13 protein-coding genes and 1 pseudogene are annotated in these 15,601 nt (G+C 63.8%); all 14 read left to right on the top strand.

Going from position 1 to position 15,601, the window contains the following annotated elements:
- Positions 1-398: 398 nt before the first annotated feature.
- Positions 399-977: an acyltransferase gene (locus ACR3FF_RS15210; RefSeq protein ID WP_458188935.1), complete on the top strand. Its 579-nt coding sequence runs from the start codon at positions 399-401 to the stop codon at positions 975-977.
- Positions 974-2,062, top strand: coding sequence for a DegT/DnrJ/EryC1/StrS family aminotransferase (locus ACR3FF_RS15205; RefSeq protein WP_458188934.1), 1,089 nt, complete (start codon positions 974-976; stop codon positions 2,060-2,062). Before ACR3FF_RS15210 ends, ACR3FF_RS15205 begins: the two co-directional genes overlap by 4 nt.
- On the top strand, positions 2,055-3,032 hold the full coding sequence (locus tag ACR3FF_RS15200; protein ID WP_458188932.1) for a Gfo/Idh/MocA family oxidoreductase: 978 nt from the start codon (positions 2,055-2,057) through the stop codon (positions 3,030-3,032). The genes ACR3FF_RS15205 and ACR3FF_RS15200 overlap by 8 nt, the downstream gene beginning before the upstream one ends.
- Positions 3,029-4,384 (top strand): nucleotide sugar dehydrogenase, encoded by a 1,356-nt coding sequence (locus ACR3FF_RS15195; RefSeq protein ID WP_458188931.1) that lies wholly within the window; start codon positions 3,029-3,031, stop codon positions 4,382-4,384. Before ACR3FF_RS15200 ends, ACR3FF_RS15195 begins: the two co-directional genes overlap by 4 nt.
- Positions 4,385-5,347: a glycosyltransferase family 2 protein gene (locus tag ACR3FF_RS15190; protein WP_458188930.1), complete on the top strand. Its 963-nt coding sequence runs from the start codon at positions 4,385-4,387 to the stop codon at positions 5,345-5,347.
- The gene (gene wecB, locus ACR3FF_RS15185) at positions 5,344-6,399 is read left to right on the top strand and encodes a non-hydrolyzing UDP-N-acetylglucosamine 2-epimerase (RefSeq protein ID WP_458188929.1); all 1,056 of its coding nucleotides are present in this window, start codon (positions 5,344-5,346) and stop codon (positions 6,397-6,399) included. Before ACR3FF_RS15190 ends, wecB begins: the two co-directional genes overlap by 4 nt.
- Positions 6,389-7,282: a polysaccharide deacetylase family protein gene (locus ACR3FF_RS15180; RefSeq protein ID WP_458188928.1), complete on the top strand. Its 894-nt coding sequence runs from the start codon at positions 6,389-6,391 to the stop codon at positions 7,280-7,282. The genes wecB and ACR3FF_RS15180 overlap by 11 nt, the downstream gene beginning before the upstream one ends.
- Positions 7,283-7,374: 92 nt before the next feature.
- Positions 7,375-8,448, top strand: coding sequence for a lipid II:glycine glycyltransferase FemX (locus ACR3FF_RS15175; RefSeq protein ID WP_458188927.1), 1,074 nt, complete (start codon positions 7,375-7,377; stop codon positions 8,446-8,448).
- Positions 8,445-9,518, top strand: coding sequence for a hypothetical protein (locus tag ACR3FF_RS15170; protein ID WP_458188926.1), 1,074 nt, complete (start codon positions 8,445-8,447; stop codon positions 9,516-9,518). The genes ACR3FF_RS15175 and ACR3FF_RS15170 overlap by 4 nt, the downstream gene beginning before the upstream one ends.
- A 146-nt stretch (positions 9,519-9,664) precedes the next feature.
- Positions 9,665-10,591, top strand: coding sequence for a glycosyltransferase (locus ACR3FF_RS15165; RefSeq protein ID WP_458188962.1), 927 nt, complete (start codon positions 9,665-9,667; stop codon positions 10,589-10,591).
- Positions 10,591-11,643 carry a DUF354 domain-containing protein gene (locus ACR3FF_RS15160; protein WP_458188925.1) on the top strand — a complete coding sequence of 351 codons (1,053 nt, stop codon included), beginning with the start codon at positions 10,591-10,593 and terminating at the stop codon, positions 11,641-11,643. The genes ACR3FF_RS15165 and ACR3FF_RS15160 overlap by 1 nt, the downstream gene beginning before the upstream one ends.
- Positions 11,644-11,668: 25 nt before the next feature.
- Positions 11,669-13,474: a hypothetical protein gene (locus ACR3FF_RS15155; protein WP_458188924.1), complete on the top strand. Its 1,806-nt coding sequence runs from the start codon at positions 11,669-11,671 to the stop codon at positions 13,472-13,474.
- A 5-nt stretch (positions 13,475-13,479) separates the two neighbouring features.
- On the top strand, positions 13,480-14,943 hold the full coding sequence (locus tag ACR3FF_RS15150) for a flippase (protein WP_458188923.1): 1,464 nt from the start codon (positions 13,480-13,482) through the stop codon (positions 14,941-14,943).
- Positions 14,944-15,455: 512 nt separating this feature from the next.
- Positions 15,456-15,601: pseudogene (locus tag ACR3FF_RS15145) on the top strand (IS5/IS1182 family transposase); the annotation flags it as partial.

The raw sequence follows: 15,601 nt of genomic DNA, 5'->3' as shown, positions 1-15,601 counted from the left end.
CGACACCCACTCATCGGAACCAGTACACCCCCATTCGTGTACGTGACCAGTCTGTAGTCACGAATGCCACCACCGCATACACCGGTTATCACCTCTTCTCCACTTTGTTACCCCGGTACTGTTTCCGGGTAACGCAACCATACAATCGGTGTACCGGAGGATACGCCGACGTTTCACTTTCGTAATGTTGATTACTCCGATTCAAGCGACAGTGGAAGGCTAGCCTCGAACTACCGTCCGCCAAGGAGCGTATAACAAAGAGGACTGGTAGGCATGGAGGGGATAACGCCTGTCCGTCGCGTTCGCGGCGGAATCGGGCGATTCACGACCCAACCTATGAACTCACTACCATCCACTGACACGCCCTGCAATTCGTGTCCCCACAGGGGTGGTCGTCGGTGACCGAGCCACAGAGTCGAAACCGGAACGTCCACTCGGACGCAACGGTGGGCTACGCCTACGCAGACGACTCGACGCCACCGGTCATCGGTGACGACGCGACCATCCGTTCGGGGACGGTTATCTACGACGACGTGACCATCGGCGACGGTTTCACGACCGGCCACGGCGCGCTCGTCCGAGAAGAGACGACTATCGGCGACGACGTCGTCGTCGGAACGAACACGGTCATCGACGGGCAGACGACCGTCGGTTCGCGGGTGAGTATGCAGACGAACGTCTATGTGCCGACGAACACCACCATCGGTGATCGGGTGTTCGTCGGTCCGGCCGCCACCTTCACCAACGACCCCTACCCGATTCGTCGGGAACAGGACCTCGAAGGGCCGACGCTCGAAGACGACGTGTCCGTCGGTGCGAACGCCACCCTCCTGCCCGGTGTCACGGTCGGGAAGGGTGCGTTCGTCGCCGCCGGTGCCGTCGTGACCGACGACGTTCCGCCCGGTGTACTCGCGGTCGGGGCACCGGCCGAGCATCGACCGCTGCCGGAGACGCTACAGGGAGGGAACGAGATTTGATTCCCATCGCCGACCCGGAGATGGGCGACGAGGAGATAACGGCAGTCGTCGACTGTCTCGAAGGCGGACAACTCGCGGACGGTCCGGAGGTCAGAGCGTTCGAAGACGAGTTCGCAACGTTCTGTGGGACCGAGTTCGGCGTCGCCACGAGTAACGGGACGACCGCCCTCCATGCCGCCTTCGCCGCGCTCGGAATCGGCTCCGGTGACCGCGTCGTCACCTCGCCGTTTTCCTTCGTCGCCAGCGCGAACGCGATTCGGCTCGCCGGGGCGAAACCGGTGTTCGCCGACATCGACCCGGAGACGTACACCGTAGACCCCGACGCCGTGGAGGAGGCGGTCCGCGAACACGATGCAGACGCCATCCTCCCGGTCCACCTCTACGGGCTTCCGGCCGAGATGGATCACCTCCAGGACATCGCCGACACCTACGACCTCGCGCTGATAGAGGACGCCGCGCAGGCACACGGAGCGGAGTACGCCGGCCGAACCGTGGGGTCGTTCGGCGACGCCGCCTGCTTTTCGTTCTATCCGACGAAGAACATGACCACCGGAGAAGGGGGGATGGTGACGACCGACCGACAGGACGTCGCCGAGCGCGCGGCGAGTTTCGTCAACCACGGGCGACAGACGGCCGAGGGAGGGTATAGTTCGTACGATCACGTCCGTCTCGGGCACAACTTCCGGATGACCAGTATGGCGGCGGCCATCGGTCGGGTGCAGTTGTCGCGCCTGCCGGGTTACAACGAGGCGCGACATGCCAACGCAGCCTACCTCACCGACAGCCTTCGAGATGCGGCGGTGCAGCCACCGTACGAACCGGCCGGCAGTCGGCACGTCTATCACCAGTACACCGTGCGGACGGATGACCGCGAAGGACTTCAGAGCCATCTCGAAGAGAGGGGGGTCGGGACTGGCGTGTACTATCCGACTCCTATCCACGAACAGCCAGCGTACCAACACGTCGACCACGACGCTCCGGTCGCGGAACGCGCCGCGAGGGAGGTCCTCTCCCTCCCGGTGCATCCCGGACTGTCGGGCGACGACGTGGAAACTATCGCATCTGCTATCACCAGCTATGAGTGAACCAATCACCGCGGCAGTCGTCGGCGTCGGAAGCATGGGTCGCCACCACGCTCGCGTCTACAGCGAACTGCCGGACGTAAAGCTCGTCGGCATCCACGACGTAGACGAAACGCGAGCCACCGAGGTCGCCCGAGACCACGGAACGCGGGCGGTCAGTCTCGAGACGGCCATCGACGACGCGGACGTCGTCTCCATCGCCGTCCCGACGCCCTACCATTACGAGACGGCGCGAAAGTGCATCGAGGGCGGCGTGCACGTCCTCGTGGAAAAGCCCTTCGTGGCCGATATCGAGGAGGGCCGGGACCTGCTGGCACGCGCGGAAGAGGCGGACGTAATCGTTCAGGTCGGCCACATCGAGCGATTCAATCCGGCGATTCGGACGCTCTCGGAAATCGTTTCCGAACTGGACATCATCGCCATCGACGCCCAGCGTCTCGGCCCGCCACCGAAGGGTCGGGCGGTGGACGTGAGCGCGGTGATGGACCTGATGATTCACGACCTCGACGTGCTGTTGTCCATCGTCGACGACGACATCGCCTCGGTCGCGGCGCTCGGCACGCGGGACAATCGATACGCCAGCGCGAGCATCGAGTTCGACGGCGGTGTCGTCGCCGGTCTGACCGCGAGTCGAGTGACCCAGGAGAAGGTACGTAAGCTCTCCATCACGGCAGAAGACTGCCGTGTGAACGTCGATTACACCGACCAGTCCGTCGAGATTCACCGCCATTCGATGCCGGAGTACATCGAGGACAACGGTGACCTGCGCTACCGCCACGAGAGCATTGTCGAACGCCCAACCGTCGAGAACGGCGAACCGCTGAAAAACGAGATTCGGTCGTTCGTTCGCACCGTAAAGTCGGGTGGTACGCCCGTCGTGACGGGCGAAGACGGTCTCCGCGTGCTCGAAATTGCCCGAAAGATTGACGGGTTGGCCTCCGGTCTGCGCGAGACGGAGGTGCGTCTCGGGTGAGTCTGCGAGAACTCCAGACGCTCTACGCCACCGACGCCCCCGCCGACGACCAGCGCGAGGCATTTCGAACCGGGGAGATTCCGGTCGCCGTGTACGGACTCGGCAAGATGGGACTCCCGCTCGCCGCGGTGTACGCAGAGACGTGTGGCAACGTCGTCGGTGCGGACGTCGACCCGGACGTCGTGGCGACCATCAACCGGGGCGAGTGTCACGTCAAGCGCGAACCTGGTCTCGAAGATATCGTCGCCGAGACGGTCGAATCCGGCGCGCTTCGAGCGGTCGATTCGCCGAGCGAGGCCGCCCGCGTCGCTTCGATTCACGTTGTCATCGTTCCGACGCCAATCACCGACGACCGCGACCCCGACCTCGCCATCCTCCGGTCGGTCGCGAGCGACATCGCCGACGGACTCGAACCCGGAGACCTCGTCGTGGTCGAGTGTACGGTCCCACCGGGGACGACCCGCGACGAACTGCTCCCGCTACTGGAGGCCGAAAGCGGCCTCTCGCGGGACGAGTTCGGTGTCGCCGTCTGCCCGGAACGAACCTCCAGCGGGCGTGCTCTGCAGGACATTCGGGGTGCGTACCCGAAGGTCGTCGGTGGCGTCGACGACGAGAGCACTCGGGTCGCGAAGCTCGTCTACGACGAACTCACTGACAACGAGGTCATCGCGGTGCCGAACGCGACCACCGCGGAGGCGGTGAAAGTGTTCGAAGGCGTCTACAGGGACGTGAACATCGCGCTGGCGAACGAACTCGCCGTCGTCGCCGACGACGCGGGCATCGACGTCAACGGGGCCATCGAGACGGCGAACACCCAGCCCTTCTGTGACATCCACGAACCGGGACCGGGCGTCGGCGGCCACTGTATTCCCTACTACCCGTACTTCCTCATCCAGCAGTTCGACGCCGACTTTCCACTCCTGCGGACTGCCCGGGAGGTGAACGACTCGATGCCCGCCTTCACCGTGGAGAAAGTCGCCGAACTGTTGGCCGAAGCGGGAAAGACGGTCGCCGACGCCCGGGTTCTCGTGCTCGGGTTGACCTATCGCCCCGGCGTCGAGGAGACGCGGGCGACGCCAGCCAGACCCATCTGTGCGGACCTGTCCGAACGCGGGGCGGACGTGTTCGCCGTCGACCCGATGCTGGACGACGCGACGGGATTCGACGCCACCAAACTCCCGCTCGAGTCGCTCCGCGACCACGACTTCGACGCGGCAGTGCTCGTGACCGACCACGATGAGTTCGCGGGCATCGACTGGGCCGGGTTCGACCCGATGGTCGTCGTGGACGGACGTAACGCCCTGGACCTCTCGTGGTCTGCTCACCGCGTCTACACCATCGGAGGGGGTTGAATGTACGAGGGCAACACCGTCGCCGTGGTCGTTCCGGCGTACAACGAGGAAGGGTTCGTCGGCCACGTCATCGATACGCTCCCGAATTTTGTCGACCGCGTGTACGCCGTCGACGACTGCTCGACCGACGGAACGTGGGAGGAGATTCAGGCACACGCCGACCGCGACGCGCCAGTCACCGACGGCGGGCCGGTGAGTTCGTTCGACCGGCGCGTCGTCCCGATTCGCCACTCGGAGAATCGAGGCGTCGGCGCGGCCATCAAGACCGGTTACTCTCGCGCACACGAGGACGGCATCGACGTGACGGCGGTGATGGCTGGCGACGGGCAGATGGACCCCGAGATGCTGTCGCGCATCATCCAGCCCATCGTCGACGGGCGGGCCGACTACGCGAAAGGAAATCGCCTCTCGACGCCCGGATTCCGGGACGACATGTCGGCGTGGCGGAGTTTCGGCAACTGGCTTTTGACCTTCCTCACGAAGGTCGCCAGTGGCTACTGGGGGATGGTCGACCCGCAGAACGGCTACACGGCTATCTCCCAGCGGGCGCTGTCGGCGCTCGACATCGAAACCGTCTACGACGACTACGGATTCGCCAACGCTCTCCTGGTCAGGTTGAACGTCCACGATATGCGCGTCGCGGACGTGGCGATGCCGGCCGTGTACGGCAACGAACAGAGTTCGATTCGGTACTCAACGTTCGTTCCGAAACTCTCGGGCCTGCTTCTGGTCGGGTTTCTCCGGCGGTTGAAATCGAAGTACGTCGTTCGGGACTTCCATCCTCTCACATTTCTGTACGGTCTCGGCGCGGTCGGTGTCGGCGGAAGCGCGCTCGGGATGCTTCGGAGACGCCGCGAGAGGTGTGACGGCCTGACCGCGATGGTGCTCGGTGGGATGTGTCTCGCGCTGGCGATGGTGTTCGACAGGGCGGAAAACGAGGGTTTGGAGGTGCGCGACAAATGAAGGTGCTCACCGTGGTCGGCGCACGCCCGCAGTTCGTGAAAGCCGCCGCCGTCTCGCGGAAACTCCGACGCGACCACGACGAAGTGCTCGTCCACACCGGCCAGCACTACGACAACGAACTCTCGGCGGTGTTCTTCGAGGAACTCGACATCCCACGTCCGGACTGCAACCTCGGCGTCGGGTCCAACTCCCACGGACGCCAGACGGCCGCGATGCTCGCCGGTCTCGAAGCGCGAATCGAAGACGCGGAACCGGACGCGGTGCTGGTCTACGGTGATACCAACTCAACGCTCGCGGCGGCGATAGCGGCGTCGAAGATGGACCCGGCACTCGCACACGTCGAGGCCGGGATGCGGAGCGGAAGCGACATCCCCGAGGAGACCAATCGCGTGCTCACCGACCACGCCGCCGACCTCCTGTTTGCACCCTCCCCGGACGCGATGGACAATCTCGCCGACGAAGGAATCTCCGAAGGCGTCCACTTCACTGGTGACGTGGGCTACGACGCGTTGCTGTGGGCGCGAAAACGTGCCGACAGAAGCGTGCTTTCGGATTTCGGCGTCGCGGACCAGCAGTTCGTCCTCGCCACCGTCCACCGCGATACGAACACCGACGACCCAGAGCGTCTCGAAGCCATCTTGGACGCGCTGTCTGACGACCCACGGCCAGTCGTCCTTCCAGCACACCCCCGAACCGTCGAACGTCTACGGGAGTTCGGACTGTACGAAACTGCCGATCGGAACCTGACGCTGACCGACCCGGTCGGCTATCGCCAGTTCGTCGCTCTGCTCGATGCGGCCACGGTCGTCGCGACCGATTCGGGCGGTGTTCAAAAGGAGGCATTCTTCCTCGATACGCCCTGTGTCACGCTCCGCGAGGAGACGGAGTGGGTCGAGACGGTCGAGAACGACTGGAACACGCTGGTCGGTGCCGACGGGGACGCGATTCGGACCGCCGTCGCGGGGGCGACGACGCCCGACGAAAAACCCACGCCCTACGGCGATGGAGACGCTGCCGCACGAATCGTGGAGGTGCTCACCGATGCTTTCTGAGTTCGAGTTCGAACTCTGTCTCACGCACGACGTCGATCGGCCGTACAAGCGACTTCAGGCGCTCTACTACGCACTCGAGGACCGCGACCCGGACCATCTGCGGTCGCTGCTTCCGGGTGTCAATCCGTGGTGGCAGTTCGAGGAGATAATGGAACTCGAGGAGTCGCTCGGCGTGCGGTCTGCGTTCTACTTCCTGCAAGAGGAGTCAATCGTCCAGAAACCGCCGGAGAAGTGGCTCACGCCCCGGTACTGGATCGAACATCTCGGGCGGTACGACCTGTTCGACACCGCCATCCTCGACGTGCTTCACGACCTGGATGACGGGGGCTGGGAGGTCGGTCTCCACGGGTCGTACGACTCCTACGACGACCGCGACGCGCTGCGCGAACAGAAAGCGGCGTTGGAGGCCGCGCTGGGCCACCGTGTTCGTGGCGGTCGCCAGCACCACCTGAACCGCGCCGAGTCCACGTGGGAACACCACGCCGCCATCGGTCTCGACTACGACGCCTCGCTCGGGTCGAGCACGGACTGTGGGTTCCAGCACGGGTACGAGGTCAAACGGCCTTTCGACGACGACTTCCTCGTCTTCCCGCTCACGATGATGGACATCGCGGTTCCCGACCCCGGCACCGACTTTGACCGCGCGTGGGAGACCTGCGAAACGTTGCTCTCCGAGGCGGCGGACAACGACGCCGTGATGACCGTCCTCTGGCACCCGAGGATGTTCTCCGAGGAGTTCCCCGGTCACCGTCGTCTCTATCGCCGACTCATCGAGACCGCACTGGACAACGGTGCGTGGGTCGGTCCGCCGCGTGACTTCTACGACCTGCTCGCCACACAGAATCGAACGTCGACCGGTACGCCGCGCCTACGGCGGTCGTAGCCCGCACCTGATTCGCCTTCGAGCGCACTGTTCCACCGACAGGTGGGGGATAACAAAGTGAAAACCACCAGTATCGACTGACGAGAGGACGAATGAGAGTCGAACGTCTAGACCTCACAGAATGGGACGACGCACTTCCCTCGGGCGGATTCGAGGTGTTTCATCAGTCGGCGGCGCTGGCTGCAATCGACCGCCACGCCGCCGGCGAACTCCGCCTGTACGGGGGGTTCAAGGGACAGCAAGCCATCGCGCTGCTCCCCGTCGTCGTCCGGAATGGGCCGCTCGGGACTGCCGCTCTTTCGCCGCCGCCAGGGATGGCGGTGCCGCGACTCGGGCCGATAATGATGCCGACGAGTCCGAAACGGCGAAAACAGGAGAAAGTAAACCGCGAGTTCACCGAGCGCGTGCTCGACCGGATTCGAACCGACTACACCGAACAGTTGGCGCAGGTGGGGTTCGACTCGCCGGTCGCCCAGCGCGTCGGGAAACAGATCGGGTCCGGGCTGACCCTGTTTCGAATGCTCTGTGGGACGGAGTACGGAGACCCCCGCCCCTACGTCTGGGACGACTTGGACGTCGAACCCTTTTTCACGTACCACCTGAACCTCGAATCAACCACCCCGGACGCGGTCATGAAGTCGTTCAGCAAGAGTCTTCGACGAGAGATTCGGGACGCGAAAGACCTGGACGTGACGATCACCCGCGAGGGAATCGACGGGGCGCGTGAAGTCTACGAGGACACCGTCGACCGATACGACGAACAAGGGGAGACGCTCGGTCTCTCGTGGGAGTACGTCCGTGACCTCTGGGAGGGGCTGGACGACCGGGCCCAGACGTACGTCGCCCGCGACTCGTCCGGCGACTACCTGAGCGGTATCACCGCCCTCTACTCGAACGACGCGGCGTACTTCTGGCAGGGCGGCGCTCGCGCCGTCTACGAGGGGACGAGCGTGAACAGCCTCGTCCACTGGCACATCATCGAAGACATCGTCGAGGGGTCGCCGGTCGAATCGGTGACGACCTACGACCTGATGGGCGCGAACACCGAGCGCCTCTGTCGGTACAAAGCGAAGTTCGGTGCCGACCTCGTCCCGTACTATCTCGTGGAATCGAACGGAAAGACGATGGACGCCGCGAAACGAGCCTACGAGTTCGTCAGGGGATGAGATACCTCTTTTTCACCAACACGCCCGCACACGTCCACCTCTATCGACACGCGGTGGAACGACTCCGCGAGAAGGGTCACGACGTGCTCGTGCTCGGGCGTGATTATGGCTGTACACGTGCCCTGCTTTCGTACTACGATCTGCCACACGAGATATACGGAACGTGTGACACGACGAAATTCTCGCTGTTTCGAGAGCTACCGGAACACTACGTTGAGATATTCCGGCGAACCCGGCGGTACGACCCGGACCTCATCTTCGGTGTGGGTTCGTACGCGGCCCATGCCGGCGCTATCTCGCGGACGCCGGTCGTCGTCGTCGCCGACTCGGAACCGACCACGATCGACCACCTCGCGGCCCGTCCGTTCGTCGATACGTTCCTCACGCCACACACCTTTGGGAAAGACCTCGGAGCGAACCACTACGAGTTCCACGGCTTCAAAGAACTCGCCTACCTCCACCCTGAGGTGTACGAACCCGACCCCACGATTCGTGAGCGACTGGACGTCGGCCCGAACGAGGAGTACGCCATCGTCCGGTTCAACGCCTTCGGGTCACACCACGACGTGGGGCACTCGGGGTTCTCGCCAGCGAAACGGCGACAGCTCGTCTCCGCACTGGCAGAGCGGGTCACGGTGTTCGTCTCGGACGAAGGTGGGAATCCCGCACCCGGAGAGGCCCGGCAGTTCGACCTCCATCCCGCCCTCCTCCACGACGCGCTCGCAGAAGCGTCGCTGCTGGTCGCGGACACGCAGACGATGGTGACGGAAGCGGCACTGCTCGGAACACCGGCGATTCGTTCGAACTCCTTCGTCGGGGAATCGGATATGGGAAACTTCCTCGAACTCGAGCACGAGGGTCTCATCGACAACCTGCGTTCGTTCGAGGACGTACTGGCACGGTCGCTCACCATCCTTGCCGACGATTCGGAGAACGACCGTCTGCGCGCCCGCCGGGACGCATACCTGGCAGACAAGGTGAACCTCACCGAGATAATCGTGAACATCGCCACGAACGCCACACCCGAAGGCGACCCAATGGAACGAGTCGCGGCGGTGTCGAGACGATGAGGGCGACCCGTCTTCCGGTCGAGCGGTACGACCAGCCTATTCTCTGTCGTGACCCGATAAAGCGGCGGATAACAAAGGCTATCTCGGGAGAGTCTTCGGCTACTGTGTCGAGAGGAACCATCAAATCGAGCGCCAGCACCAGTTCGATGCGGGTGTTGAATCTCGTGACGAACACCGACGCTCGCTTCTTTCGGGAGCAAGTGCGGGTACTTCGTGAACGCGGCGTCACGGAAGAGACACTCTCACCGCCGGGAACGCATCGGGCACGGAAATCCGTCACTCGGCGGTCGCCGACCGACTACCTGCGCTTTTTCCCGACTGTCTTCCGGCACGCCCTCGGTGAGTACGACCTGATTCACGCCAACTACGGACTCACCGCACCGATGGCGCTGGCCCAACATCGCCTGCCGGTCGTCCTTTCGTTGTGGGGGTCTGACCTCCTCGGCGAGTACGGCTGGTTGAGCAAACAGTGCGCTCGCCACTGCGATGCCGTCATCGTGATGTCCGAGGAGATGGCACGCGAACTCGACGCACCGTGTCACGTCGTCCCCCACGGCATCAACCTCTCGCGGTTCGCCCCGCAGTCGAAGCGAGCGGCGCGCGAGGCGGTCGGCTGGAGTCGGGACGGCACCCACGTCCTTTTTCCCTACCCTCCCTCGCGTGAGATAAAAGACTTCCCGCGGGCGGAGCGAGTGGTCGCCAACGCGGCCGAGCAGGTTTCGGGACCGGTCGAACTGCAGAGCGTCTACGGCGTTCCACACGACGAGATGTCGACCTACTACAACGCCGCCGACGTGCTCTTGCTCCCCTCGAAGAGTGAGGGGTCGCCGAACTCCGTCAAGGAGGCGATGGCATGTAACGTGCCGGTCGTGACGACCGACGTCGGCGACGTCCGAAGCAGACTGTCGGGGGTATCGCCCTCGTACGTCTGTTCCTCGGACGACGAACTCGTGGCGGGGCTGGTGGACGTGCTCTCGGACCCGCGGCCGTCGAACGGCCGCGAACACGTCCGCGACCTGAGTCTCGAACGCATGGGAGAACGAATCTACGAAGTGTACCAAACTGTCCTCTGATGCACGTCATCGTAACCATCCAACACCCGGCGCACGTCCACTTCTACCGGCACATCATCGCCGCGCTAGAGGGCCGAGGGCACGGAGTGCACGTCTTCGCCCGTGACAAGGACATCGCGCTCGACCTGCTCGACCGATACGGTATCGAACACACGGTGCTCGCCGGCAAAGCCGACTCGCTCGCGGGACTGGCGCGGGTACAGGCCACCTACGAGACGCGATTGCTCCGCGAGGCGTTGCGCATTCGCCCGGACGTAATGACCGCTATCGGCGGCGTCGCCGTCTCGCACGTCGCGCCGTTGGTCGGCGCACAAAGCGTAGTCTGGATAGACAACGAAGGCGCACAGTCACACCGAATCACAACGCCGCTGGCACACGTCATCTGCACTCCGCGTCGATTCCGGGACGACTTCGGCTCGAACCACGTTCGGTACGACGGCTATCACGAACTGGCGTACCTCCATCCCGACCGGTTCTGCCCGGCCCCCGAGAGCCTCCGCGAACACGGCGTGAACCCGGACGAACGATACTTCCTCGTTCGCTTTCGGCAGTGGTCGGCCCTGCACGACGTGGGGGAGAACGGATTCTCGCGCGAGGCCAAACGCGACCTCGTCTCGTTTCTGGACGAACACGGCGAGGTGTACGTCACGAGCGAATCCCCGCTTCCCCCCGAGTTCAGGCAGTACCGACTCCCGGTGCCGCCGCACCTTGTCCACGACCTGCTCGCGCACGCAGACCTCTACGTCGGTGATTCCGCGACGATGGCGACCGAGGCAGCCGTCCTTGGTACGCCCGCAGTACGCGCTCAGTCGTTCGCCGGGGCCGACGACATGACGAACTTCCTCGAACTGGCGGAGTACGGTCTCCTCTACTCTACGGCAGACGACCGTGAGGCCGTCGGCAAGGCGAAATCGCTCGTCCACACTGCCGACCCGAACACGTTCCAACGCCGGAGAGCACGACTCCTCGACGACAAGATCGACGTCGCCGGCTACGCGACAGACCTCATCGTTCGTACCGGGCGAAATCAGGAAGTCCATAACAAAGGGTGAACCGGCCGACGCCGGAGACGAGCGAATGGCACGGACCTATACACACCGACTGGAGAAGAGTGCGCTCGTCGTCGGGTTCTGCTCGCTTGCTATGGCGGTCTTCGTGGCACACGAGTCGCCAGCAACCGGCTACGAACTGTCGATTTACGGAGCGACGCCCACGTCCTTCTGGATCGGTGCCGCGGTCGCACTCCTCGTCGGAACCGCCGTCGCGGTTTCGTCTCCCGACTGGTATCGGTCGCTCGGTCTCGTCCTCGGCGGGACGGCGATGTTCTCCATCGCGTCGCTTCCCCTCCTCCGAGGCTACCACTTCTACGGACCCGGTGACGCGCTGACCCACCTCGGCTGGGCCAAGGATATCATCTCGGGCGACATGGCCGTCTACGAACTGCTCTATCCCGGCACGCACACGATTGCTATCGTTCTCAGCGAGGTGACGGGGCTGTCGCTCCGGCGGTCGCTTTTGATGATGGTCTCCGCGTTTGTCCTCGTTTACTTGCTGTTCGTCCCGCTCACGGTGCGCGTCGTGACGGACGACGACCGGGCGGAGACGTTCGCGGCGCTCGCGGGGTTTCTCTTGCTCCCCATCAACGCCATCAGCGTCTTTGTCATGCCACATCCGACCTCCCAGGCGATACTGTTCCTTCCCCTCGTCCTCTATCTCGTCGCGAAGTACGTCACGTCGTCCGACGGGCGGCGGCTGCCACTGTTCGGCACTGCTGCGGGGACGCTCCTCGCGCTGACGTCTCTGGCCATGGTGCTCGTCCACCCCCAGCAGGCAGTCAACGTCATCCTCCTGTTCGGTGGCGTCGTCGTCGTCCAGTTCGTCTATCGACTATTCCATGACGGACACGCGATTGCCCGTCACCGACCGATGTACGCACAGACCCTGTTTCTCATGGCGACGTTTCTCATGTGGACTCCGTTCCATGAACGGTCCGGCGGTGCGGTCAGTTCGCTGCTCTCGAGTCTGATCGACGACCCGACGGCGGGAGCCGACGCGACACAGGCCGCCGCCAGCCTCTCGCAACTCGGTGGCAGCATCCGCCTGTTGTTCGTGAAACTCTTTCTGGTAAGTTTGCTCTTTAGCGTCGTCGCCGGACTCTTCATGCTCGGTGGACTGTTCGACCGGGTCAAGGGAACCGACACCTGCGCGTTCGTCAAGTACTTCGCCATCGGGATGATTCCGCTGACCGGGCTCTTCGGCGTCTTTTTCGTCGCGAGTCTCGGCCAGTTTCACTTCCGCGTGATGGGATTTATCATGGTTCCGGTGACGGTGCTCGGTGGCGTCGCATTCGCCCGCGGAACGAGCCTCGTCGAGCGAAGGCTCCCCAACGCAGACCCCGTCGCGGGGTTCACAGCAGGAGTGTTCCTCTTCTTGCTCGTGCTCTCGGTGCCGACGCTATTTCACTCGCCGTACATGTACCAGCCCTCGGGGCACGTCTCCGAGAGCCAGATGGCGGGGTACGAGACGGCGTTCGACCAGCGCGGCGACGCCCTCTTTACCGGGCTTCGGTCGCCGGGGGACCGATATTCGGATGCGATCCTGGGCTACAACGAGAGCCAACGAAACGACTTCCGGGGGGAACCGATATACGGCAGTGAATTGAACGCGACGGGCGAGAACTTCACTGCCCGTCGACTCGTCACTGCCTTCGAAGACCCTCGCTACCTGCCGGTAACTGACTCCGCGAAAGCGCGCGAACTCGACGTGTACAACGGACTCAGATTCCCGAAACGAGGCTTCAGAACGCTCGACAGCAACCCCCGCGTCTCCCGGGTGCAGTCGGGTGGAGAATTTCAGCTTTACCACCTGAACGCGACGGGGTGACCACGATGGACTCGAAGAGCTTCGCCCGAGGATTCAAGGCGACGCTGACCGCCCGCGCACTCCACGTCGTTTCAAGCGGATTGCTCGTCATCTTACTCACTCGATACCTGCTCACGCCGGCGGAGTACGGACTGCTCGGCAGTGCCCTCGCGGTGCTCGGCGTGGCCGGGTTGTTCGCCGACCTCGGCACGGCGAAGTCGGCGGCCCGGTACGTCACCGAGTACCGCGAGCGCGACCCGGGACAGGTTCCGCACGTCCTCCGGGCCGCCATCCGATACCGACTCGTCGCCATCGTCGTCGTCGCTGCGGCGTTCGCTCTCCTCGCCGACCCCATCGCGCGACTGGTCAATCAGCCTGAACTCGCCCCGTTATTCGTGCTCGGTGGTGCCTATCTCGCCGTCCACTCGCTCTCGACGTTCTCCGTGGTCGTCTTCCAGGGGTTCAATCGCGTGACCTGGAGCGCGGTGACGAAGGCGACGGGGAGCGTGAGCCTGCTCGTGTTCGTCGTGGGCGGGGTATTGTTGGTCGGCGGTGCGGTCGGCGCACTCGTCGGCTACGTCGTGAGCTACGCGCTGGCGACCGTCGTCGGGATCGGCGTGCTCTACTCGAAGTTCTACACCACCCACGAGCCGGACGACCGCGAGGACGGGCTCTCCCGGCGCGTGCTCCGCTACAGCGTTCCGCTGACGGCGACGAAGGGGGCGAACGTCCTCGACAAGAAGATAGACACCATCCTCGTCGGGGCACTCGTCGGACCGGTCGCGGTGAGCCACTACTTCCTCGCCAAGAACATCTCGACGTTCCTGCAGGCTCCGGCGGCCTCGCTCGGCTTCACCATCTCGCCGACTTACGGCGAGCAGAAGGCGGGCGACGAACGCGAGTCGGCGGCGCGCCTCTACGAGACGACGTTTCGGCACACCCTCCTGCTCTACGTTCCAGCGGGGGCGGGGCTGGTGCTCGTCGCCGACCCTGCCGTGACGCAAGTATTCGGCGCGAAGTACGCCGGAGCGATCCCCGTCGTGCAGGTGTACGCGGGCTACGTCGTCTTGCAAGCGGTGATGTTCATTACGAGCGACGCGCTGGACTACCTCGGGCGGGCACGGGAGCGGGCGTGGGCCAAGGGCGTCACCTCGGTGGCGAACTTCCTCCTCAACCTCTTGCTCATCCCGACCTTCGGCGCGGTTGGCGCGGCGTGGGCCACCGTCGTCACACACTCGGCGTACTCGCTGGTCAACCTCGCCGTCGTCCATCAGGAACTGGAGCTGTCCCTGTCGCGCCTGCTCCGACACGTCGCTTTCGTCTGCGCCATCACGCTGGCCATGTCTACCGTCGTGATAATCGCGCTCTCGTTCGTCTCCGGCCTGCTCTCGTTGCTCGCCGTCGTGGCACTCGGCGCTGGCGTCTGGGTCGGACTAGCGACCGCGAGCGGACTGCTCGACGTACGACGGGTGATGCGAGTGTTGGTCTGACGGTCGTGACGGTGACGGTGAGGACGATTTCTCGTCGGCAGGATACGGGGAGTGAGTGGATGCAGTGTGACTCGCGAAAGTAAATGTGAACTCGGGGTAGCTTCCGAAAGTGAAGGCTGAGTTCCCGTGACTGCTAACGCTAGTGCTCAGTCACGCCCTCACTCGGGAAAACTTCGTTCTTCCTTGCCGCTGAAAACGCGCCGCATTTTCAAGATACCAGGACAGCAGGCCAGGTGCGCTCCAGCGGATCCGGCCAATTCTAATCCGGTTAACCGATTTCGGTGGGTTCTCGCCCGGGCGATTTCCAGCAGAAAGCCGATAGACCGACCTGCGGTGGCAGGCCGACCAATCACTTACGGGCCTGGTGACAACGGGCGAATGAGAAAAGTAGCGAGTGGCTCTGCCACGAGCGACTGCCCGAGTGAGGGCGTGGCTTTGCTCGAGCAGTAGTGGACGATACGGCTCAATTGAATCCGCAGAAGACGGCGGGATAAGTCGTCAGAATCAGTGTACTGAAGCGGGAGAGTGCAGTTGTGCAAAAGACACTCTTCCGCTTCGTGAAGCAAGTGGCTTCACTCGCTCAAAAGCTTACTGACGCGGCTCTCATCCAGCTTAGCCATCCAGCCGGCAACGGGTTTGCCGGCTGGAAGCACGCTGT

The sequence above is a fragment of the Haladaptatus ordinarius genome, from assembly GCF_054177595.1.
This window is presented reverse-complemented; position numbering and strand designations above follow the sequence as displayed.